Genomic DNA, 21,537 nt, shown 5'->3' on the forward strand with positions numbered 1-21,537 from the left:
GGCGAGGGCGCTAGCGCATTCGTGGCGTGTCGAGCAGCTGGCCGGCCAGCGCCGCGCCGATTGCCGCGATCGCAGCCATCGCCAGCGCCCATGGGACGAACAGCCGATGACCGATCAGCGCGCCGCTCACCAGCGGGGCGCTGATATTCGCGCCTGACATCAGCGACTGGTTGAGCCCCATGATCATGCCCTGGCGGTTGATCGCGGTGCTGCGCGACAGCTCCGCCGTCAGCGTGCTGCGCGCGAACATGGTGCCGGCGATGATCAGCGTCAGATTGACCGCGAGCAGGCCGATGTTGTTGCCAGACGCAAGGCCGGCGAACCCGAGACCCATGCAGGCGAACGCCGCCACGACGATGCTTCGGTCGGACGCAATGAGACTCGCGCGCGTGATCAGCAGCCCCTGGACCAGCATGTTGATGAAGCCGGCATAGGCGAACATCCAGCCGAGCTCGCGTGCGCCGAAGGGATGGCCGTCCCACGAGAACCGCGCCGACAGGAACAGGCCGATCTGCGACAGGAACATCGAGTTGACGAAGAAGAACACGACGAGCAGGCCGAGCAGGCGCCAGGCGTAGCGCATGCTGAGCAGGCTGCGGGCCTGCGTCGGCTCGGGCACGCGATGCTGGTAGAGCTGCTCGGACGCCGGATGGTCCGGCGGGAGCAGGGCGATCGTCGCCAAAATGCTGATCAGCGAGAGCGCGGCCGCGGCCCATACCGGTGCGGTCTGGCCATAATGCACAAGGAAGCTCGATAGCGCCGGGCCGAGCAGCAGTCCGGTTCCGATCGCGCCACTGGTCATGCCGAGCGCCTGCTTGCGCGTCGCCGGCGCGCTGTGCTCGGCGGCGTAGGCGTGAGCGACCGAGATGTTGCCGGAGGTCAGACCGTCGATGATGCGTGCCAGAAACACCAGCGTCAGGTTGCCGGCGAGTGCAAGCAGGACAAATCCGACGAGCGTCCCGATCTGGCTGACCACCAGCACCTTCCGCCGGCCATAACGGTCCGAGAGCATGCCTACCGCAGGGCCGGCGATGAGCTGGCAGACGGCATAGGCCGAGATCAGCGCGCCGAGAAGGAACGGCGTGGCGCCGAGCCGCTGCGAGTAGAAGGGCAGGAGCGGCAGGATGATCCCCATGCCGGTTGCGTCCACGGCCACGACGACGAAGGTCGGGATCAGCGTTAGCGTGCTCTCGCCTGCCATCGCCGCCCGCACGTCTGTCGCGGAACCCGGTCCCATCGTGAATTGTCCTCGTTCGCTTTTGCGTGATCAGCCTGAAGATGCCGGCTATATAGTTGCAAACTAATAGTTCGTGTCCTATCTAATTTGCATGGCTCCTTCGCAGGCTCATATCCATGGCGAAATCGGCCGGCTGGTCACGCGGCTTGGCCGAATCTGGCGGCGCGAGTCCGATCAGGCGCTGTCCGAGCACGGCCTGTCCTACGCAACCGCGATTCCGCTCCTGGTGCTGTCGCGCCAGGGCGAGAACGTCCGTCAGGGTGTGCTCGCCGACGAACTCGGCATCGAGGGGCCGTCGCTGGTCCGGTTAATCGACCTGCTGCAGGCCGAGGGGTTCGTAGAGCGTCGCGAAGATCCGACTGACCGCCGTGCCAAAACGCTGCATCTGACCAAAGCGGGCGCGGCCAAGGTCGAGGAAACCAACCGGGTGTTGCGCCGGGTACGGGCAAGCCTGCTGAGGGATATCGGCACTGAGGAACTTGCGATAACCTTCGAGACGCTCCAGCGCATCGAGCAGCGGGCCAATCGCCTGCATGAAGCCAAGTCACTGCCAAGGCCTTTTGCAGAGGCGAAATAGTCATGCGTGCGGAAGAGCCGTTCCTGGTCCGCCACGCGGACCTCATTTTTGCTTTGAAGACGTTCGCCGCGTCGATCCTGGCGCTTGTCATCGCACTGGCCATGGATTTGCCGCGACCCTATTGGGCGATGGCGACGGTCTACATCACCTCGCAGCCGCTCGCAGGGGCGACCAGCTCCAAGGCCTTCTTCCGGGTGATGGGCACCCTGGTCGGTGCGACCATGACGGTGGTGCTGGTGCCGAATCTGATCAATGCGCCGGAATTGCTCTGCCTCGCGATCGCGCTCTGGGTCGGGCTCTGCCTCTACCTTTCACTGCTCGACGGCACGCCGCGCAGTTACGTCTTCATGCTGGCCGGATACACGGTCGCCTTGATCGGCTTCCCCGCGGTGTCGGAGCCCGGCGCCATCTTCGATACCGCGATTTCGCGGGTGGAGGAGATCTGCCTCGGCATCATCTGCGCGAGCCTCGTCTCCACCGTCGTTTTCCCTCGCAGCGTCGCGCCGGCCGTTGGCAATCGCGTCGACAGCTGGATGTCTGATGCGCGTCGCCTCAGCCAGGTGGTGCTGCTGCGTGAAGGAACCAGCGAAACGCGCCGCGGCAGGCGCCTCAAGCTCGCGACCGACATCGTCGAGATCGACACGCTTTCCACTCATCTTGCCTATGACCGGTTGACTGACACCAACGCCGTTCGCGGTCTCAGCGAGATCCGGCTGCGCATGCTGATGCTGCTGCCGGTGATAGCGTCGCTGGAAGATCGGCTGGCTGCGCTGGGCGAGGAGGCTCTGAGCCGGCAGCCCGCGCTGAAGCGGCTGCTGGAGGATCTTGCGCAGTGGATCACGAGCGACGTCAGCGCACGGCAGCCGGCCGAGCGGATCCGCGCGATGATCGCGGAGCGGCAGGCGGTGCTCGACGACAGCGCGACCTGGGAGCGGATCATCACCACCAGCCTGCTGTCGCGGCTGCGCGAACTGGTTGACCTCTCGCGCGACTGCCGCGCGCTGAGCGAGGCGATCGCAGAGAGCCGGAATGTTTCGACGCTCGATCTGACGTTCCATTCGGAGGCTGGCGCTGCGTCCGTGCGCCACAGGGATCGCGGCCTCGCATTGTGGTCGGCGGCCGGCGCGGCATTGGCCATCCTGATCTGCTGCGTGTTCTGGATCGGGACCGGCTGGCCGGATGGTGCGTCGGCGCCGATGATGGCGGCCGTCGCGTGCTCGTTTTTCGCTGCGCAGGACGAACCGGCGCGCTTCATCCGCAGTTTTGGTTTGTGGTCGCTGGTCTCCATCGTCGTCGTCGCGATCTATCTGTTCGCGCTGGTGCCTGCGATTTCTCACCTCGAGGTTCTGGTCTTTGCGCTGGCGCCGACCTTCCTGCTCTACGGCCTCCTGATCGCGCGGCCGGCAACGGCGGGCACCGGCATGGCGCTCGCGGCCAACACCGCCACGCTGCTGGCGCTGCAAACGACCTACAATGCGGACTTTGCGTCCTACGCCAATTCTGCCGTCGCCTTCTTCGTCGGCGTCGTCATCGCCGAGCTCGTCACGCGGATCGCGCGCGGCGTGGGTGCGGAGTGGGTCGCCAATCGGCTGGTTCTGTCGAACTGGAAGACGCTTGCGGTCGCTGCCGAGCGCCGTGGCAAGCGCGATCGGGCGGAGTTCGCAGGTCTCATGCTGCACCGGCTGGGTCTTCTGGTGCAGCGCATCGCCTTCCTTTCCGAGAGCGATCGCCGCGACACTGACAGCCTGGTCCAGCTTCGCATCGGCTTGAACATCATCGATCTGCGCCGGGCCCGCTATGGACTTGCAGCAAAGACCATTTCCGTCATCGACGACATGCTCGACGAGCTGGCTGCGGCCTGCCGCAACTATGCGGGCGTCGGAATGCCGGCCGAGCTGTTGCGCCATGTCGATCTGGCACTGGCCCAGGCCGTCAAGGATCCCAACGAAAGCGCGCGCGAAGACGCCTTGATCGGCCTCGTCGGTATAAGGCGCGGCCTGTTTCCGGATGCACCGGCCTATCGGGCGCGCGTAAGCGAGAGTGTTGCGGCATGAGATATCAGATCGACATCTACGGCGTTCTCGTGCCGGCGCTGCTGTTGTGGATCATCGTCGCTTATTTCTTGAGCGCGCTTCTGCGCCGCCTCATGCAGCGTTTCGACCTTTACCGGCTGGTCTGGCATCGCGCGCTGTTCGATTTCGCGATCTTCGTCTGCATTCTCGGCGGCGTCGTCTATCTCTCGGAGTATCTCTCATGAAGGGGAATTTTGGCTGGCTTGGCCGCCTCGCGCTGACCGTGCTTGCGGTCGTCGCCGCGCTCGCCGTCGGCCGCGAGCTTTGGGTCTATTACATGGATTCGCCCTGGACACGCGATGGCCGCGTCCGCGCCGACGTGGTGCAGGTTGCGCCCGATGTGTCCGGATTCGTGACCGAAGTGCTGGTGAAGGACAACCAGAAGGTCCACCGCGGCGACGTGTTGTTCCGGATCGACCGCGAACGTTTTGCGTTGGCGCTGCGGCAGGCCGATGCATCTGTGGCCGGCCATCAGGCAACGCTCGACCAGGCCAATGCCGATTTGAAGCGCTATAGCGCGCTGACGACCGACGCCGTGTCACAGCAGAAGCAGGAGCAGGTGTTGGCCACCCAGCTCCAGGCCAAGTCGGCCTTCGATCAGGCTGTCGCCGACCGCGCGGTCGCCCAGCTCAACCTTGATCGCAGCGAGGTCCGCGCCTCCGTGAACGGTGTGATTACCAACATGGATCTGCGTCCCGGTGCTTACGTCACGGCCGGGAAGGGCGTGATGGCCCTCGTCGACGCTGATACGCTGCATGTGGAAGGCTATTTCGAAGAGACCAAGCTTGCGCGCATCCGCGTCGGCGACAAGGTGCAGGTCCGCCTGATGGGCGAGAAGGTCACGCTGACAGGCCATGTCGAGAGCATCGCCGCCGGCATCGAGGACCGCGACCGCGCCGCGGGGGCGAACCTGCTCGCCAACGTCAATCCGACCTTCAGCTGGGTGCGCCTCGCCCAGCGCGTGCCAGTGCGCATCGCGCTGGATCCTGTGCCTGATACGATGTCGCTCGTGGCCGGACGGTCGGCAACGGTAGAGGTTCTGGACTAAGCTGAAGCGAGTCGAGTTGCGCGTTATTGTGCCCTCTCCCCTTGCGGGAGAGGGCAGCTCCGCTGGTTGATAGGAACTCACATGGGTGAGGGGTCTGTCTCCGCGGATAGAGGCCCCTCATCCGGCGCCATAGCCGAAGCTTCGCATCGGCGTTCTTTAGAACGGCGGCCAAAGGCCGCCTATGCCACCTTCTCCCACACGGGGAGAAGGGAAGGGGAGCGCCGCGCTGTCAGGCGCGCGCTCGTCTACGCGTTCGAGTACTTCTTCAGCTCCAACCGCGCGATCTGGTTTCTGTGCACCTCGTCCGGTCCGTCGGCAAGACGTAGCAGGCGCGCGGTGGCATAGGCCTGCGTCAAACCGAAATCGTTCGAAGTGCCGCCGCCGCCATGGGCCTGGATCGCCCAGTCGATGATCTGGCAGGCCATGTTGGGCACGGCGACCTTGATCATCGCGATTTCGGCTTTCGCCACCTTGTTGCCGACCGTATCCATCGCATAGGCGGCGTTGAGCGTCAGCAGCCGCGCCTGCTCGATCATGATGCGCGCTTCGGCGATGCGCTCCTGCGTCACCGTCTGTTCCGAGACCGGCTTGCCGAAGGCGACCCGACTGCGGACGCGCCGGCACATCTTCTCCAGTGTCCGTTCGGCAAGACCGATCAGCCGCATGCAGTGGTGGATGCGGCCGGGGCCGAGGCGCCCCTGCGCGATCTCGAAGCCGCGGCCTTCGCCAAGCAGCATGTTCTCTTTGGGCACGCGCACATTGGTGAATACGACTTCGGATGCGCGGTCGGGCACGCCGTAGAAGCCGAACACGGGGAGGGGGCGCTTCACCTCGATGCCTGATGTCTCCATCGGCACCAGGATCATTGATTGCTGCTTGTGGCGGTCCGGATTGTCCGGATCGGTCTTGCCCATGAAGATGCAGATCTTGCAACGCGGGTCGGTCGCGTTGGTCGTGTACCATTTGCGGCCGTTGATGACGTAATGGTCGCCGTCGCGCACGATCGAGCTTTCGATATTAGTCGCGTCGGACGATGCGACCGCGGGCTCGGTCATGGCGAAGCAGGAGCGGATTTCGCCAGCGAGCAGCGGCTTTAGCCAGCGCTCCTTGTCCTTCTCGGTGCCATAGCGCTCCAGCACCTCCATGTTGCCGGTATCGGGCGCCGAGCAGTTGAACACTTCGGGCGCGAGATGCGAGCGCCCCATCACCTCGCACAGCGGGGCATATTCGAGATTGGTGAGGCCCGCACCGCGGCTCGACTCCGGCAGGAACAGATTCCAGAGGCCCTCGGCGCGGGCGAGCGGCTTCAGCTCCTCGACGACAGGATAGACTTTCCACGGCCCGAGCTCCTCCGCCTCGCGATAGAAGCGTTCCTCGTTTGGATAGATGTGCCGGTCCATAAAACTTTCGAGCTTGCGCTTGAGCTCGACGACTTTTGGCGACATCGGGTAGAGCATCTTTCGTCTCCTTGATCTATGGACGGCAGCCGGATCGCGCCGATCTCCAGATAGTCCGGGCTGGGGAAGGCGCCGCCGGCGCGCGATCGGCTAACGGCTCAGGCGACGCGATAGTCCCTAAACTTCTCGCGCAGTGCAGATTTGAGCACCTTGCCGGTCCCGGTCATCGGGAATTCGTCCAGGAATTCGACGGCGTCCGGCATCCACCAGCTCGCGATCTTCGGGCGCATGTGGTCGAGCAGCGCCTTGCTGTCGACGGTCGCGCCCTTCTTGCGGACGACGAGGAGCAGGGGGCGCTCCTGCCACTTCTCATGCGAAATCGCGACCACGGCAGCTTGCAGAACGTCGGGATGAGACAAGGCGATGTCCTCGAGCTGGATCGAGGAGATCCATTCGCCGCCGGACTTGATCACGTCCTTGGAGCGGTCCGTGAGCGTGACGTGGCCTTGCGGATCGATCACGGCCATGTCGCCGGTGATCAGCCAGCCGTCGCGGTCGAGGCCCTCGTCGAGCTTCATGTAGCCGGAGGCGACCCACGGACCACGGGCGCGCAGATGGCCGACGGTCTTGCCATCACGCGGCAGCTCGTTGCCGCCGTCGTCGACGATGCGCAAGGCGGTGCCGAAACAGGCGCGGCCGGACACCTGGCGCCGATCGAATTTCTCCTTGTCGCCGAGATGCTCCGAGCCAGGCCGCAAGCCCGGCATCGAGCAGCCGAGTGCCTCGGTCATCCCCCAGGCCTGGATATAGTCGATGTTGTAGTCGCGCTTGAGCTTCTCGACCATCGCGCGCGGCGGCGCGGAGCCCGATGACAGCGTTGCGCGCAGGGTGGAGAATTTATTGCCGGTCCGCCCCAGCCAGTCGAGCAGGATCAGCCAGAAGCTCGGCACGCCTGCGGAGAGCGTTACTTTCTCGCCTTCGAGCAATTCGTAGAGCTTGTCGGGTTCGTAGTTGCGGCCGGGCAGCACCAGCTTCGAGCCGGTATAGGGCGCGGTGAACGGCATGTTCCAGCCATTGCCATGGAACAGCGGCGCCATCGGCATCATCACCTCGCGCACGCCTTCGACATGTCCGGGCAGGAAGTCGAAATTGCAGCATGTCATGGTCTGCAGGATCGCGGCGCGGTGCGAATAAATCACGCCCTTCGGGTTGCCCGTCGTGCCCGAGGTGTAGCAGATGGTGGATGCGGATTTTTCGTCGAACTCCGGCCAGGTGAAGCCGGTATCGTTCTCCTTCTCCAGAAGTTCCTCGTAGCAATGCACGTTCGCAAGCTTCGTCTCCGGCATCCGCTCGCGCGAGGACATCACGACGAAGGCCTCGATCGTGTTCAGCTGCGGCGCGATCGCCTCGACGATCGGCCGCGTGGCGCGATCGATGAACAGCAGGCGGTCTTCGGCGTGGTTGATGATGTAGACGAGCTGCTCGGGAAACAGCCGCGGGTTGATGGTGTGCAACACGTAGCCCATGCCCGGCGCGGCGTAGAACATCTCGAAATGACGGTGGGTATTCCAGGCCAGCGTGCCGACGCGGTCGCCGGGCTTCATGCCGAGCCGCTTCAAGGCGAGCGCCATGCGCTTGATGCGCGGATGGGCGTCCGCATAGGTGTAGCGATGGATATCGCCCTCGATCTCGCGCGCGACGATCTCGGCTTCGCCGTGATAGTCGGCAGCATACTGGATCAGGCCGCTGATCAGGAGCGGCATGTCCATCATCAATCCCTGCATGGTCTCCTCCAGACCGCCATGTCGTTGCATGGCGTACGCTCGTGATTTGCGCGCACGGTAGCGGAACGCCACGTGACGTTCACGCAAAAAACGGCAGACGTGATTGCATGCGTCACTTTTTCAGGGCTAACTGCTGCGCGCTGCCTCGCGAAGCAGCGTCCGCCGTGGAGGAAATGGATGTCAGCGGAAAGACACAAGACCGGTGCAGCCGGCGAATCTACGGTTGATATTGCGGCGCTCCGTGCGCGTTATCGCGACGAGCGCGACCGCCGTCTGCGCGCCGAAGGCAAGGCGCAATATGTCGAGGTAACAGGCAATTTCGGCCGCTACCTCGACGATCCCTGGGCCGATCCCGGATTCGCGCGCGAGGCTGTCAGCGAACAGACCGAAGTGCTGATCGTAGGTGGCGGCTTCGGCGGTCTGCTCTGCGGCGCGCGTTTGCGCGAAGCCGGCATCGATGACTTCCGCATCGTGGAAAAGGCTGCCGATTTCGGCGGTACCTGGTACTGGAATCGCTACCCCGGCGCGGCCTGCGATACCGAGAGCTACATCTACCTGCCGCTGCTGGAAGAGACCGGCTACATGCCGGTGCGCAAATATGCGCGGGCTCCGGAGATCTACGAGCACTCCCGCCGCATCGGCCGTCATTTCGGCCTCTACGAGCGCACGCTGTTTCAGACCGTCATCTCGCGCATGGAATGGCAGGAGCAGGAAGGGCGCTGGCTGGTGGAGACCGATCGCGGCGATCGCATCCGCGCGCGCTTCGTCATCCTGGCCGGCGGGCCACTCAGCCGTCCGAAGCTGCCGGGCATTCCCGGCATTGAGAGCTTTGAGGGACACAGCTTTCACACCAGCCGTTGGGACTATGGCTACACCGGCGGCAGCGCGGATGGTGGTCTCACCGGCCTTGCCGACAAACGCGTCGGCATCATCGGCACCGGTGCGACCGCCGTGCAATGCGTGCCGTATCTCGGCCGGTCCGCGACGGGATCTGGTGCAGGACGGCTGGACCGGATTGCTCGGCGAGATCCTGCTGGCGCCGCGGCGCCAGGCCCAGCCTGTGACCTCGATGGAGGAGGCGCTGAAGGTCATCGAGCGGGCCGACTACCGCAAGATGGATGAGATCCGCGCCCGCGTCGACGCTATCGTAAAGGACGAGGCGGCCGCGGCTGCGCTGAAGCCCTGGTACAAGGCGTTCTGCAAGCGGCCGTGCTTCCATGACGAATATCTCGACACGTTCAATCGTCCCAACGTGCATCTGGTCGATACCAAAGGGCAGGGCGTCGAGCGCATCACCGAGAACGCTGTCGTGATCGATGGCAAGGCCTATGAGCTCGACTGCCTGATCTATGCCAGCGGTTTCGAGGTCGGCACTGACTACGCCCGCCGCATGGGCTTCGAGGTCTACGGCCGCGGCGGCATGAGCCTGTCCGAGCGTTGGCGGGACGGCGTCAAGACGCTGCACGGCTCTTACAGCCGCGGCTTCCCGAACTGCTTCCTGATCGTCACGGTGCAGGCCGGCCAGAGCGCCAACTTCCCGCACATCATCGACGAGCAATCGCAGCACATCGCCTATGTGATCGATCAGGTGCGAAAGCGCGGCGCCCGGACATTGGAGCCGACGCTCGCCGCCGAGAGCGCCTGGGTGGAGGAGGTCGTGAAAGCCGCGCTCGGCCGCCAGACCTATCTCGCCGAATGCACGCCCGGCTACTACAATAACGAGGGCGTGTTCGATCCGATCGCGGCAAGAAACAGCCAATATTGGCGCGGGCCGGTGACGTTCCTGCGGCTGCTCGACAAGTGGCGCAAGGAAGGCGATCTGGATGGCCTGGAAATGACCTACGGATCCGCGGCGGAGGCGGGCGGCACCCCGGTTCCCGCTTGAGCGGCATGATCCCGGCGCCATCAGGCGCTACGCGGCTCTACGTCATCGTCGGAGATCCCACCGCGCAGGTGCGCTCGCCCGCAGGCGTGACGGCCGCCTTTGCGGCACGGGGGCATGATGGCATTCTCGTGCCGGTCCAGGTCGCGCCAGTTGATTTGCCGGACTTCCTCTCGGTGGCAACGCGGCTGAAAAACCTCGACGGCATCGTCGTGACCATCCCGCACAAATTTGCCTGCTACCAGGCCTGCACGAGCGCGACGGAACGCGCACATTTCCTGCGCACCGTGAACCTGATGCGTCGGCGCGCTGACGGCTCATGGCATGGCGACATGGTGGACGGCCTCGGCTTCGTCGGCGCGGCGCGGGCGAAGGGGATCGATCCGAAGGGCATGCGGGCACTCCTCGTCGGCGCAGGTGGCGCCGGATCGGCGATCGCACTTGCGCTGGTCGAGGCCGGCGTGAGCGAGCTCGCAGTTCACGACAGCGCGACTGAGCGCCGTGATGCGCTGGTCGGCCAGCTCGACGGGCTCGGCAGGGCGCCGGTGCGGATCGGCACGAGCGATCCCGCGGGCTTCGATTTCGTCGCCAATGCGACACCCGCCGGGATGAAGGACGGCGACCCGCTGCCGGTTGATGTCGCGCGGCTTGCATCGTCTGCCTATTGCGGCTGCGTCATCACCAGGCCCGAGGTCTCGCCCTTCATCGCAGCGGCCCGCAAGGTCGGCTGCGTCACGGCGACCGGCACGGATATGTATGAGCAGCACCAGAGCATCATGGTGGATTTCCTGCTCGGTCGCGACGGCGGAGAGTGAGCGACCGTCGCGTATGTCAAGGGGCCTTGCCTGCACCGATTGCTCCGGTTGGGGCTTGAGCGATCGCTACTGACGTAGGATCATGGGCCCGGCGCAATCCGGTCGCGCCCCCAGAGAGAGGAACAAGGAATGACCAGGGCCAAGGCGCTTGCGACGGCGATGATCGGCGCAACGGTGCTGCTTCTCTCTTTGGCGCCGACCGCCAAGGCGGCGCAATGCGGCAGCTCGCCGGCGGGTTTTGAAGCCTGGAAACGTGAGTTCAGCGCTGAGGCACAGGGCAAGGGCATCGGCCAGACCGCAATCTCGGCGCTGATGCAGACCCACTATGCGAGCGCCACGATCGCAGCCGACCGCGGCCAGCGCAGCTTCTCGCTATCGCTCGATCAGTTCCTCGCCAAGCGCGGCGCCACCACCATCGTCGCCAGGGGGCGGCAGCTCAAGCAGTCGCAGGGCGCCATGTTCGCCTCGATTCAGCAGCGTTACGGCGTCCCGCCCGGACCTTTGATCGCAATCTGGGGCATGGAGACCGGCTTCGGAAGCCAGCGCGGCAACCAGAACATGCTCTCGTCGATCGCGACCCTTGCATATGACTGCCGTCGTCCCGAATTCTTCACTGATCAGCTCTATGCCGCGCTGAAGCTGATCGATCGCGGCACGCTGTCGGGTGCCACCCGCGGCTCCATGCACGGCGAGGTCGGCCAGACCCAGTTCATGCCCAAGAACATTCTGGCCTACGGCACCGGTAACCTCGATGTTGCGGCCAACGCGCTGAGCTCGACGGCCAACTTCCTTAGGGCTCATGGCTGGCGCGCAGGAGCCGGTTACCAGCCGGGCGAACCGAATTTCGCCGCGATCGAGGCTTGGAATGCTGCTGGCGTCTATCAGAAGGCAATCGCACTGATGGGACGGCAGATCGACGAGGGAGGAGGGACGGCCGCTTCGCGTTGAGGCGGCACGAAGTCCTCGGCCGCACAGGAGAAAGTTTCTGCGTTGGGGAACCTACGGCACGAGGTTTGCTTTGATCGGGGGGAGGGCTGGGAATGAGGAGACTCAATATGGCAACCCAGATCGTGATGGACCGAACCGGCGACACGCGCCACGAGTTTGATCCCGACAATGCCGAAGCGCTGGCACGGGCCGAGCGGCGCTTTCGTGAGCTGACCGGAGCCGGTTTTACCGCCGCGCTGCGAACCGGGCCGGGTGAAGTGACCCAGATCCGATCGTTCGATCCGACCGCGCATGAGACGCTGTTCTATCCCCGCCTGGTCGGCGGCTGATCTGAGCTGCTCATGATCGGCGCAGTTTGGCTCCGCGCGCCGGCGCGAGCGCGCCTGCATGCGTTGCGTGAACTCTATCGGCGGTTCTTCGGCGAGAATACGCCGGATGCGCGCGGCCGCCGGCTTCTGGCCGAATGGCTGTCGCCGGCGCAGCGCGCGCAGTTCGAGCAGCACCGGTATTTCGACGTCATCGGATGCGACACGGGTAGGACGTATCGCATTCACTACGGCACGGCCGCCAATGTTCACGAAATCGACCACAATGGGCGTGCGACGATGGGATGGTGTTTTGTTCCGTCGGGCTTCCTCGTGCCGGGCGATGTGATGCTGGCACAGAAGATCGCACTCGAGACGAGCGAGACAGCGGCGCTGGCGCTCGCCAACCGGTTTCCGCCGGCAACGCATACGGAGCACTTCTACCGGCGGCCGTTCTAGCCCGGGAAGATGCGGCGATCAGTAATGCGTGGTGCGATAGGCATCCACCGCGTGTGCCGCGAAGACGCCGATGCTGCAAAGGGCGAGCACGCCCGCGATCAGCTCGATCATAGCTCGTCCTCCTGCGGCGTAAGGGCGGCGAGGTGCCAGCAGCGGGAATAGTCCCGGATCAGGTCTATAAGGAATTGCATGGTGGCCGTCCCTGTATGATTTTGACAACCACATAACCGGCTATCCGTTTCAGGCATATTTCGTCGTACCGGGAAAGGGGTTTCGCCGGGAACCCTGGACTGGCTTGTGCGCTGCGAAGCAGCTACATCCCGTTGTTGCTCAATCCCTTTAGCCGCGTGTCTTCGGAGGCGGCATCACATTGCGAGGCAACATCATGGCGCAGGTCGAGTGGTTCGACGATCTCACCATCGGAATGCGGTTCAAATCCCCCGAGATTGAGGTCACTGAGGCCGACATCAAGCGCTTCGCCAGCGAGTTCGATCCGCAGCCAATGCACCTCGACCACGAGGCTGCCAAGGAAACCCTGTTCAAGGGGCTCGCCGCGTCAGGATGGCACACCGCCGCGATCGCCATGAACCTCGCGGTCCAGATCCGCCCCTTCGGGCGGCATCCGCTGATTGGCGCGGGCGTTGACGGGCTGCGCTGGACGCTTCCGGTGCGGCCCAATGACCGTCTGCATCTGGTCGGAGAGGTCATGAGCCTGACGCCGTCGAAGTCAAAGCCGCAGGGTATCGCGCTGGTGAAATGGACGATGTTCAACCAGAACGGCGAGGAGGTTTACACCTTCACCCCGATCGCGATCGTGCCGCGGCGGGGGTAGCAGACAGGCCCTCTGCCACCTGCCTTGCCGTGGCCTGAAGCCTTGCCGGCCTCCGGCGGAGGTGGTCATCTCAGCCCGGGGAATACGCCGGAGGCTGACATGAAACGGTTTCCTCTCTTCGCCGGGCTGCTCGCAGGCGCACTCGGCGCCGGGCCTGCGCTTGCCCAACAATCCAATGCCCAGCAATCCAAGGTCGGCGATTGGACCATCGAGAAGCGAACGCAGGACACGCATTGCAATGCGAGTCGCGGCTACAAAGACAAGGAAGACGAGAACCGCGACTACATCATCGTGATCACCTATTCCGAGAAGGCGATCGTGATCGTGATCATCTACGACGGCTGGGAATGGGACAAGGTCGGCGAGATCCTCCGGGCCGACGTCGGCACCGATGACGCCCACATCATGAAGAAGGCGAAGTGGGAGGTCATGGACAAGACTACGGTGCGCGGCATCTTCGAGTACGACCAGTCGATCATGGACCGGCTCTCGAAGGCCAAGCGCCTCACGCTCGACTTCGAGAACGATGACGACGACAGCATCGAGATGCAGATCCCGCGCGCCGGCGAGGCGCTCGCCGCGTTGAAGTTCTGCGAGGAGAACCGGAAGTAAATTTCCGGCACCGGCAGGCAGGCATATCTCGTGAAGATCGCCGCCGGATTCACCGCACCGTTTGCACAGCGAACGAGCAGTGGCGGCGGCGCTGTGTGATTCATTTCACAGCGCGAGCCGTGAGACGATGCGATCTCAATCCATTGTGATGAGCATGGCTGTCAGGTCCCCCAAACGCAGGACGCGTGTCCTTTGAGGGTTTCGTATATGGCGCCACTTGAAATGAGAGGGCAGTGTGCGCCACGGAATAGTGCGCGTCGGCACCGAACGCGAATGCGAGGAGACAACAGTGCGTGGTCGAGCCTGCTCGTCGGTTGGAGAGATTGTAGTGAGCGGCAAGGAAGAATTTTCCATTCTCAATGTTTCAACGAACGACATTCCTGAAGACGAACGTGTACCGCTGCTGCGCGAGTTCTACTGCCGCGGCGTGCTGAAGGCGGAAATCGAAGCAACGGAAGTAAAGCCGTTCGCGGCGAGCCTTACGTCCCTGGGCTTGCCTGGCGCTAAGCTGGTAATCGGCGGGCTGATCGGAGCGCGGGTGATCCGCACCAAGGAACTGGTTGTCGGCGGAGACGACAGCCTTGGCCTGATGGTCAATCGATCCGGCGTCGTCGGGATATCCGCGCGAGGACGTGATTTGCGGCTTCAAGCTGGTGATGCCGTCTTGACGAGCGCGGAGGATGTGGCGACCTGCGAACGGTTCTCGCTCGGAAACTGTCTATCGCTGCGCGTCCCGCGGCGGGTGCTCGCGCCCATGATCGTGGATCTCGACGATGCGGTAATGCGCATCATACCGGAGCACACCGCCGGGCTTCGCCTTCTCGTCGACTACGCGATGTCTTTGGTGCGTGAGCGAGCGTTCGCGGTGCCCGCATTGCGCCAGCTTGGCGTTGCACATGTGCACGATTTGATGGCGCGCGTTCTCGGGGCGACGGATGAGGTTCACGAACTGGCCGGACGTCGAGGCGTCAGGGCCGCGCGGCTGCGCAAGGTGAAATCCTTCATCGTCAACAATTGCTGGCAGAACCTCTCGGTCGCCACCGTGGCGCAGGAGTTTGGCCTGACCACACGCTATCTCCAGCGTCTGTTCGAAGCCGATGGCAAGACCTTTTCGTCATTCCTGACCGACCAGCGTCTCAAGCGCGCCCATCGCATGCTACGCGAGCCGGACTTCGCCGGACGCCCGGTGAGTTCGATCGCTTACGACGCCGGCTTCGGCGATATCTCCTATTTCAACCGCTGTTTCCGGCGGGCCTATGGCGCGACGCCGAGCGGCGTCAGGAGCGGCGAGGCGCTGTGACCGCACGCAACTGAATTTCAGCAAACTGTCGATTTCAAAGAGAGATTTGACATGATGACGTCGTGTTTCGATCGGCGCTGGCAGTCGGAGTCCTGAATGCGCCGTTTCTTCTTCGATCTCCTGGTCGGCAATGTCGTGAAGATCGACCCGGGCGGTATGGTCTTCGAGCAAGCCAAGGCGACCTTCGTCGTGGCCGACGAAATGGCGAGACACCTGTTTGTCTGGCGTGACGATCTGCGCGATCGCGATGCCTGGATCCGTGTCCGAGATGACGGCGGACGCGAGATCTATCGCGCCGCCGTCTGGTCGGAAAGCGCGGAGAAGGTCGGCTGGGACGAGGCGTGACCGTCCCTGGGGAGATTGTCGCAACTGCGCATCACTGCGAAACGAAACAGGCATCGGTTCGTCTTGAGCTAAGTTCGTCGAAGGTCTTCGTCGACCTTGCGATCAGCCTGCCGGCACTGTTCGCCGGCTCTGCGCTCGGTGTGATTGCCTTTCACCGCGTCAACGAGACGGTCTTTCGCAAGACCGTGCTCGTTTTTCTGTTGGTGTCGGGTATCTCGCCGATCTAGTGCCCCAAGCCTTGGACCGGCGCCGCGCTGGTGTCGCTGCCGTGGTGCGTCAGCGGCTTCATGCCGGTGACGGTCCGGAGCAGCACATAGAACACCGGCGTCAGGAACAGGCCGAACACGGTGACGCCGATCATGCCGGAGAACACGGCGACGCCCATGGCCCGCCGCATCTCCGAGCCGGCGCCGGTCGAAAGCACGAGCGGCAGGACGCCCATGATGAACGCCATCGACGTCATCAGGATCGGGCGAAGCCGCAGCCGGCTCGCCTCGATCGCAGCCCGGATCGGCGTGCGGCCGGCGATTTCGAGCTCGCGCGCGAATTCGACGATCAGGATCGCGTTCTTGGCCGAAAGCCCGACGAGAACGATCAATCCGATCTGGGTGAAGACGTTGTTGTCGCCCTTCGAGATCCAGACGCCGAACATCGCCGCCAGCAGGCCCATCGGCACGATCATGATGATCGAGAGCGGCAAGGTCAGGCTCTCATAGAGCGCGGCCAGCACCAGGAACACCAGCAGGATCGCCAGCGGGAACACCCAGAGGCCGGAATTGCCGGCGATGAACTCCTGATAGGTCAGGTCGGTCCATTCGAACGCAAAGCCGGGCGGCAGGACCTCTGCTGCGATCCGCGTCGCCGCTTCCTGCGCCTGACCGGAGGAAAAGCCGGGAGCGGCAGCCGCGTTGATGTCGGACGACAGGAAGCCGTTATAGCGGATCGCCCGTTCAGGTCCCGCACTCTGGCGGATTTTGAGCAGCGCCGACAGCGGCACCATGTCGCCGGACGACGAGCGCACCTTCAACTGTCTGATGTCGTCGGCGCGGGCGCGGAACGGCGCGTCGGCCTGGACGTAGACCGAGTAGGTGCGGCCAAACTTGTTGAAGTCGTTGACGTAGTAGGAGCCCAGGTAAATTTGCAGCGTGTTGAACACCTCCGTCACGGGCACCCCGAGCTGCAGCGCCTTGGTGCGGTCGATGTCGGCGAAGAGCTGGGGAACGTTGACCTGGAAGCTCGAGAACACGCCGGCGATCTCCGGCGCCTTCTGCATCGCCGCCATAAACGCGTTCGTCGCCTCGTTCAGCGCCTCATAGCCGAGGCCGGCGCGGTCCTCGATCTGCAGCTTGAAGCCGCCGATGGTGCCGAGGCCGTTGACCGGCGGCGGGGGGAACATGGCGATGAAGGCTTCCTGGATGCCGGCGTACTTCTTGTTCAGCTCGGCCGCGAGCGCGGGGCCGCTCAGCGAGGGATCCTTGCGCTCGTCGAATGGCTTCAGGGTCGAGAACACGATGCCGGCATTGGAGGAGTTGGTGAGGCCGGAGATCGACAGGCCCGGGAACGCCACGGAGCTTTCGACGCCGGGCTGGGTCAGCGCGATGTCGCTCATCTTGCGGATCACCTCCTCGGTGCGGTCGAGCGTCGCGCCATCGGGCAGGCGCGCGAAACCGACCAGATACTGTTTGTCCTGACCGGGCACGAAGCCCCCCGGCACCTGCTGGAACAGCAAGGCGGTCAGGCCGACCAGGACCACGTAGAGCCCCATCACCGCGGCCTTGCCTGATATCACCTTGGTGACGGTGCCGCTGTAGTTCTCCGAGGAGCGCCCAAAAGCCTTGTTGAAGCCGCGGAAGAACCAGCCCAGTGCCTTCTCGAGGATCAGCGTCAGCCGGTCCTTCGGCTCGTTATGGCCTTTGAGCAGCAGGCCGGACAAAGCCGGCGACAGCGTCAGCGAGTTGACGGCCGAGATCACGGTCGAGATCGCGATCGTCAGCGCGAACTGCTTGTAGAACTGCCCGGTGAGGCCGGAGATGAAAGCAAGCGGCACGAACACCGCGATCAGCACCATGGCGATCGCGATGATCGGGCCGGAGACCTCCCGCATCGCCTGATAGGTGGCGTCGCGCGGCGACAGTCCGCCTTCGATGTTGCGCTCGACGTTCTCGACCACGACGATGGCGTCGTCGACGACGATGCCGATCGCCAGCACCAGGCCGAACAGGCTGAGCGCGTTGATGGAGAAGCCGAACACGTGCATGACCGCGAACGTGCCGACGATCGACACCGGCACTGCCAAGAGCGGAATGATCGAGGCGCGCCAGGTCTGCAGGAACAGGATCACCACCAGCACCACCAGCGCGATCGCTTCCAGCAGCGTGTGGATCACCGCTTCGATCGAGGAGCGCACGAACTGGGTGGGATCGTAGACGATCTGGTAGGACACACCTTCCGGCATGTTCTTCTTGATCTCGGCCATGGTGGCGCGGACGTGGTCGGAAATCTGGAGCGCGTTGGAGCCGGGCGCCTGGAAGATCGGGATCGCCACCGCCTGCTTGTTGTCCAGCAGTGAGCGCAGGCCGTATCCGGAGGCGCCGAGCTCGACACGCGCGACGTCGCGCAAGCGCACCACTTCGCCGCGAACGCCGGTCTTGACCACGATGTCGCCAAACTGCTCCTCGTTGGCGAGGCGGCCTTCCGCGTTGACCGAGAGCTGCAGGTCGATGCCCTTGACGTTCGGGGAGGAGCCGACGACGCCGGCGGCGGCCTCGACGTTCTGCGCCTGGATCGCCTTGACGATGTCGCTGGCGGTCAGCCCGTGCTCGGCGGCCTTCTGCGGATCGACCCAGACCCGCATCGAATAGTCGCCGGCGCCGAAGAGCTGCACGTCGCCGACGCCGTCGATCCGCGCCAGCCGGTCCTTGACGTTAAGCACCGCGTAGTTGCGCAAGTACGTCGTGTCGTAGCGGCCGTTCGGCGACAGCAGATGCACGACCATGGTCAGGTCGGGCGAGGACTTCTTGGTGATGATGCCGAGCTGGCGCACCACGGCCGGCAGCCGCGGTTCGGCCTGCTGCACGCGGTTCTGCACGAGCTGCGTCGCCTTGTCGGGGTCGGTGCCGAGCCGGAACGTCACCGTCAGCGTCATTGCGCCGTCGGTGGTCGCCTGGCTCGACATGTACAGCATATTCTCGACGCCGTTGATCTGCTCCTCGATCGGCGTCGCGACCGTTTCCGCGATCACCTTGGGATTGGCGCCGGGGTAGGTCGCGCGCACGACGACGGAGGGCGGCACGACATCGGGATATTCAGAGATCGGCATCGCGAACAGCGAGATCAGGCCCCCAAGGAAGATCAGGACCGAAAGAACGCCGGCGAAAATCGGACGATCGATGAAGAACTTTGAGAGATTCATGGCTTTGCCCCTGCACGAGAGACAGCTTCCCCGTTATCCCGGGACGCGGGCCAAGCCCGCGAACCCGGAATCCAGAAGTGATGTCCTGAGAGTTGAATAACTTCGAGTTTCCGGGGGCGCGTCATGCGCCTCCCCGGATGAGTAACTAACGCTGCACCACGTCCTGGTTGCTGTGGTTGGAGGCCTGCTGTGGCCCGCGCTCGCCCATCTGTGCGACCTCGGTCTTGAGGAGGGCGCCGGGACGCACACGCTGCAACCCGTTGACGACGATGCGGTCGCCGGGCTTCAGGCCCGCGGTGACGATGCGAAGCCCATCGACCGCGCCCCCGAGCGTGATCGGCCGGTAGACGGCGCGGCTGTCGTCAGAGACCGCCATCACGAACTTCTTGTCCTGATCGGTGCCGATCGCGCGCTCGTCGATCATCACGAGGGTCTGCTGCTTGGGCTGGCCCATGCGCACGCGTGCGAACTGGCCGGGGATGAGACGTCCGTCCTCGTTCTGGAACACCGCGCGGACGCGGATGGTGCCGCTCTGACCGTTGACCTGGTTGTCGATGAGCTGGATGTGGCCCTTGGCCGAAAGGCCACCGGAGGTCGCCATCTCCACCGGGATCTGGTCGAGATTGCCGCGCTTGCCGGAGGTATCTGCGATCGAATTCAGCGCACGCAGCACGACCTCCTCATCTGCATCAAAGGACGCGTAGATCGGATTGACCGAGACCAGCGACGTCAGCACCGGGGAGGCGGTGCCGGCGGCGACGAGATTGCCGACGGTGACCTCGATCTTGCCGACGCGGCCGTCAACGGGCGCGCGCACCTCGGTGTAGTCGAGATTGAGCCTTGCTGTTTGGAGCGTCGCTTCGGCCGCCTTCACGTTGGCGATCGCTTCGCGATTGGCGTTGTCGCGCTGGTCGTAGTCGCGTCGCGTGACCACGGCATTGCCGACGAGCTGCGCGCCGCGCTCGAGCTCGCTCTGGGTGAACACCACGCGCGCCTTCGCCGCCTCGCGCTGGGCGTTGGCCTTGTCGACCTCGGCCGCGTAAGGCGCCGGATCGATCTTGAACAGGACATCGCCGGCCTTTACCAGCGCGCCTTCGGTGAAGTTGGCCGAAAGGATTGCACCCGCGACGCGCGGGCGAAGCTCGACGCGGTTGATGGCCTCCAGCCGGCCCGAGAAGTCGTCCCACAGCACGGTCTGCCGCGGCTCGATCATCGCGACGGTGACAGAGACGGCTTGTTCAGCTGCAGCGGCCGTTGCGGTCGCCTGGGCAGCGTGGAAATAGTGACCGGTCGCGATTGAACCGGCCACGGCGAGGGCGCCCACGATGGCGACGCCGCCGAGAAAACGGCGGACACGGCCGGTGCGGGAGGTAATTTGGGAGGGATGCATTTGCGCGCTCCAGATATGTAGTGGGCGCTACAAATGTGGAGCTGGATGTCGCAGTGCAAGATACTTATGTACCATTCACTAAGAAAATTGTACTCGCATACCGCGGCGATTGGGAGACGGTAGGAAAAATTAAGCCAGAACAAATAGATAGAGTCAGGCGTTAGAGCGAAATACGACGCCGATTCAGAAGGAGGACAGGCACATGGCTATGGGACGCCCTCGCGAATTCGACGCCGAGGCGGCATTGGACCGGGCGATGGAGGTGTTTTGGCGCCATGGCTATGAGGGCGCCACGATCGCCCAGCTCACCGAGGCGATGGGCATCAATCCCCCCGAGCCTCTACGCCTGCTTCTGCAACAAGGAGGGCCTGCTGAAGGCCGCGCTCGACCGCTACACCAAACTGCGCGGTGTCTGGATGGACGAGGTCGTCGCTGCACCGACCGCCCGTGACGTTGCCGAGCGGATGCTGGTGGGCATCGCCGACCAGCAGACCGATCCTGCCAATCCTCCCGGCTGCCTGCTCGTGCAGGGCGGCATCGCGTGCGGCACCGGCTCTGAAAACGTTCCCTTCGAACTCGCCCGCCGCCGCGCCCAGAACGAAGACCAGCTTCGCGACCGCTTCATCCGCGCCAAGGCCGAAGGCGATCTCAAGGAGAGCGCGGACCCCGCAGCGCTCGCGCGTTACGTCTCGGCCGTCTCCGTCGGCATGGGCGTGATGGCGTCTTCGGGCGCGGATCGGGAAGCGCTGCGGCAGGTGGCGAGCGTAGCCGTGCAGGCAGTCGAGGCGCAGTCGGGCTCCTGAAGATGCTGGAGTGGCCGACGAACGAATTGAGGGGAAGGTTCAAGATTGGATGTTGCAGCCTGATACGGTTGGAACTGTTCCGCCTCGAAGTCTCGAAACGCAGGCCCAATTACTGATTGGATTGTGCCGCGAGCTATACAGCTAGTAAGGATCCAAGGCGCGTACTCGTAAATCTATCGTTTCAGCTTCGGAAGCAGCGAGGTCCGCCTTGCGCTCGATTGTGTTGCAAAACTCGTTTCTGACTTGGGGCGAGCTTGGCTTTTGAGTTTCGGCGGTTTCTTTTGGTACGGGGTGCCGGCGGTTTCCGTTTTGCTTGTGG

At 64.0% G+C, this 21,537-nt stretch carries 17 protein-coding genes and 3 pseudogenes; 15 read left to right on the forward strand and 5 right to left on the reverse strand.

The genetic code is table 11. The features are described 5' to 3' along the window. Nucleotides 1-10: 10 nt before the first annotated feature. Nucleotides 11-1,237: an MFS transporter gene (locus AC629_RS05970; RefSeq protein WP_084803824.1), complete on the reverse strand. Its 1,227-nt coding sequence runs from the start codon at nucleotides 1,235-1,237 to the stop codon at nucleotides 11-13. A 91-nt stretch (nucleotides 1,238-1,328) separates the two neighbouring features. Here AC629_RS05970 and AC629_RS05975 point away from each other — a divergent pair, with 91 nt between their 5' ends. From AC629_RS05975 to AC629_RS05990, 4 genes are read left to right on the forward strand one after another with little or no spacing between them, the layout of a single operon-like run. After that, on the forward strand, nucleotides 1,329-1,814 hold the full coding sequence (locus AC629_RS05975) for a MarR family winged helix-turn-helix transcriptional regulator (RefSeq protein ID WP_084803825.1): 486 nt from the start codon (nucleotides 1,329-1,331) through the stop codon (nucleotides 1,812-1,814). A gap of 2 nt (nucleotides 1,815-1,816) precedes the next feature. Further along, nucleotides 1,817-3,868 (forward strand): FUSC family protein, encoded by a 2,052-nt coding sequence (locus tag AC629_RS05980; RefSeq protein ID WP_084803826.1) that lies wholly within the window; start codon nucleotides 1,817-1,819, stop codon nucleotides 3,866-3,868. After that, nucleotides 3,865-4,071 carry a DUF1656 domain-containing protein gene (locus tag AC629_RS05985; RefSeq protein ID WP_084803827.1) on the forward strand — a complete coding sequence of 69 codons (207 nt, stop codon included), beginning with the start codon at nucleotides 3,865-3,867 and terminating at the stop codon, nucleotides 4,069-4,071. Before AC629_RS05980 ends, AC629_RS05985 begins: the two co-directional genes overlap by 4 nt. Next, entirely contained in the window at nucleotides 4,068-4,934 is an 867-nt protein-coding gene (locus AC629_RS05990) for an efflux RND transporter periplasmic adaptor subunit (protein ID WP_084803828.1), read from the forward strand. The genes AC629_RS05985 and AC629_RS05990 overlap by 4 nt, the downstream gene beginning before the upstream one ends. 245 nt (nucleotides 4,935-5,179) lie before the next feature. On the opposite strand, the gene AC629_RS05995 is transcribed toward AC629_RS05990, so the two are convergent. Together AC629_RS05995 and AC629_RS06000 are read right to left on the reverse strand one after the other, a co-directional pair. Beyond that, nucleotides 5,180-6,391, reverse strand: coding sequence for an acyl-CoA dehydrogenase family protein (locus tag AC629_RS05995; protein ID WP_084803829.1), 1,212 nt, complete (start codon nucleotides 6,389-6,391; stop codon nucleotides 5,180-5,182). A 98-nt stretch (nucleotides 6,392-6,489) separates the two neighbouring features. Next, the gene (locus AC629_RS06000) at nucleotides 6,490-8,115 is read right to left on the reverse strand and encodes a long-chain fatty acid--CoA ligase (protein WP_084803842.1); all 1,626 of its coding nucleotides are present in this window, start codon (nucleotides 8,113-8,115) and stop codon (nucleotides 6,490-6,492) included. A gap of 177 nt (nucleotides 8,116-8,292) precedes the next feature. On the opposite strand from AC629_RS06000, the pseudogene AC629_RS06005 reads away from it, so the two are divergent. From AC629_RS06005 to AC629_RS06050, 10 genes and pseudogenes are all read left to right on the forward strand, one after another. Beyond that, nucleotides 8,293-10,000 (forward strand): annotated as a pseudogene (locus AC629_RS06005) (flavin-containing monooxygenase). 5 nt (nucleotides 10,001-10,005) lie between these two features. Continuing rightward, a complete protein-coding gene (locus AC629_RS06010) occupies nucleotides 10,006-10,812 on the forward strand; it encodes a shikimate dehydrogenase family protein (protein ID WP_084803843.1) in 807 nt (268 codons plus the stop codon). Between the two features lie 129 nt (nucleotides 10,813-10,941). Continuing rightward, nucleotides 10,942-11,760, forward strand: a complete 819-nt coding sequence (locus AC629_RS06015; protein WP_084803830.1) for a lytic murein transglycosylase — start codon at nucleotides 10,942-10,944, stop codon at nucleotides 11,758-11,760. Nucleotides 11,761-11,867: 107 nt separating this feature from the next. Next, nucleotides 11,868-12,089 carry a hypothetical protein gene (locus AC629_RS06020; protein ID WP_074119203.1) on the forward strand — a complete coding sequence of 74 codons (222 nt, stop codon included), beginning with the start codon at nucleotides 11,868-11,870 and terminating at the stop codon, nucleotides 12,087-12,089. A gap of 12 nt (nucleotides 12,090-12,101) precedes the next feature. After that, on the forward strand, nucleotides 12,102-12,524 hold the full coding sequence (locus AC629_RS06025) for a hypothetical protein (RefSeq protein ID WP_084803831.1): 423 nt from the start codon (nucleotides 12,102-12,104) through the stop codon (nucleotides 12,522-12,524). Nucleotides 12,525-12,909: 385 nt separating this feature from the next. After that, nucleotides 12,910-13,356 (forward strand): MaoC family dehydratase, encoded by a 447-nt coding sequence (locus AC629_RS06030; protein ID WP_084803832.1) that lies wholly within the window; start codon nucleotides 12,910-12,912, stop codon nucleotides 13,354-13,356. Between the two features lie 99 nt (nucleotides 13,357-13,455). Then, the gene (locus tag AC629_RS06035) at nucleotides 13,456-13,968 is read left to right on the forward strand and encodes a hypothetical protein (protein WP_084803833.1); all 513 of its coding nucleotides are present in this window, start codon (nucleotides 13,456-13,458) and stop codon (nucleotides 13,966-13,968) included. Between the two features lie 328 nt (nucleotides 13,969-14,296). Continuing rightward, entirely contained in the window at nucleotides 14,297-15,268 is a 972-nt protein-coding gene (locus AC629_RS06040) for an AraC family transcriptional regulator (RefSeq protein WP_084803834.1), read from the forward strand. 96 nt (nucleotides 15,269-15,364) lie between these two features. Further along, on the forward strand, nucleotides 15,365-15,613 hold the full coding sequence (locus tag AC629_RS06045; RefSeq protein ID WP_074119198.1) for a DUF6894 family protein: 249 nt from the start codon (nucleotides 15,365-15,367) through the stop codon (nucleotides 15,611-15,613). Between the two features lie 74 nt (nucleotides 15,614-15,687). Next, a pseudogene (locus tag AC629_RS06050) lies at nucleotides 15,688-15,840 on the forward strand (sulfite exporter TauE/SafE family protein); the annotation flags it as partial. Here the strand turns inward: AC629_RS06050 and AC629_RS06055 are convergent. Both AC629_RS06055 and AC629_RS06060 read right to left on the reverse strand, forming a co-directional pair. Beyond that, nucleotides 15,837-19,025, reverse strand: a complete 3,189-nt coding sequence (locus tag AC629_RS06055; RefSeq protein ID WP_084803835.1) for an efflux RND transporter permease subunit — start codon at nucleotides 19,023-19,025, stop codon at nucleotides 15,837-15,839. The pseudogene AC629_RS06050 and the gene AC629_RS06055 overlap by 4 nt on opposite strands. Nucleotides 19,026-19,170: 145 nt before the next feature. Beyond that, the gene (locus tag AC629_RS06060) at nucleotides 19,171-20,415 is read right to left on the reverse strand and encodes an efflux RND transporter periplasmic adaptor subunit (RefSeq protein WP_084803836.1); all 1,245 of its coding nucleotides are present in this window, start codon (nucleotides 20,413-20,415) and stop codon (nucleotides 19,171-19,173) included. A 202-nt stretch (nucleotides 20,416-20,617) separates the two neighbouring features. Here AC629_RS06060 and AC629_RS06065 point away from each other — a divergent pair. Next, nucleotides 20,618-21,218: pseudogene (locus AC629_RS06065) on the forward strand (TetR/AcrR family transcriptional regulator). Nucleotides 21,219-21,537 lie beyond the last annotated feature (319 nt).

Source organism: Bradyrhizobium sp. NAS80.1, assembly GCF_001908205.1.
Taxonomy (GTDB): domain Bacteria; phylum Pseudomonadota; class Alphaproteobacteria; order Rhizobiales; family Xanthobacteraceae; genus Bradyrhizobium.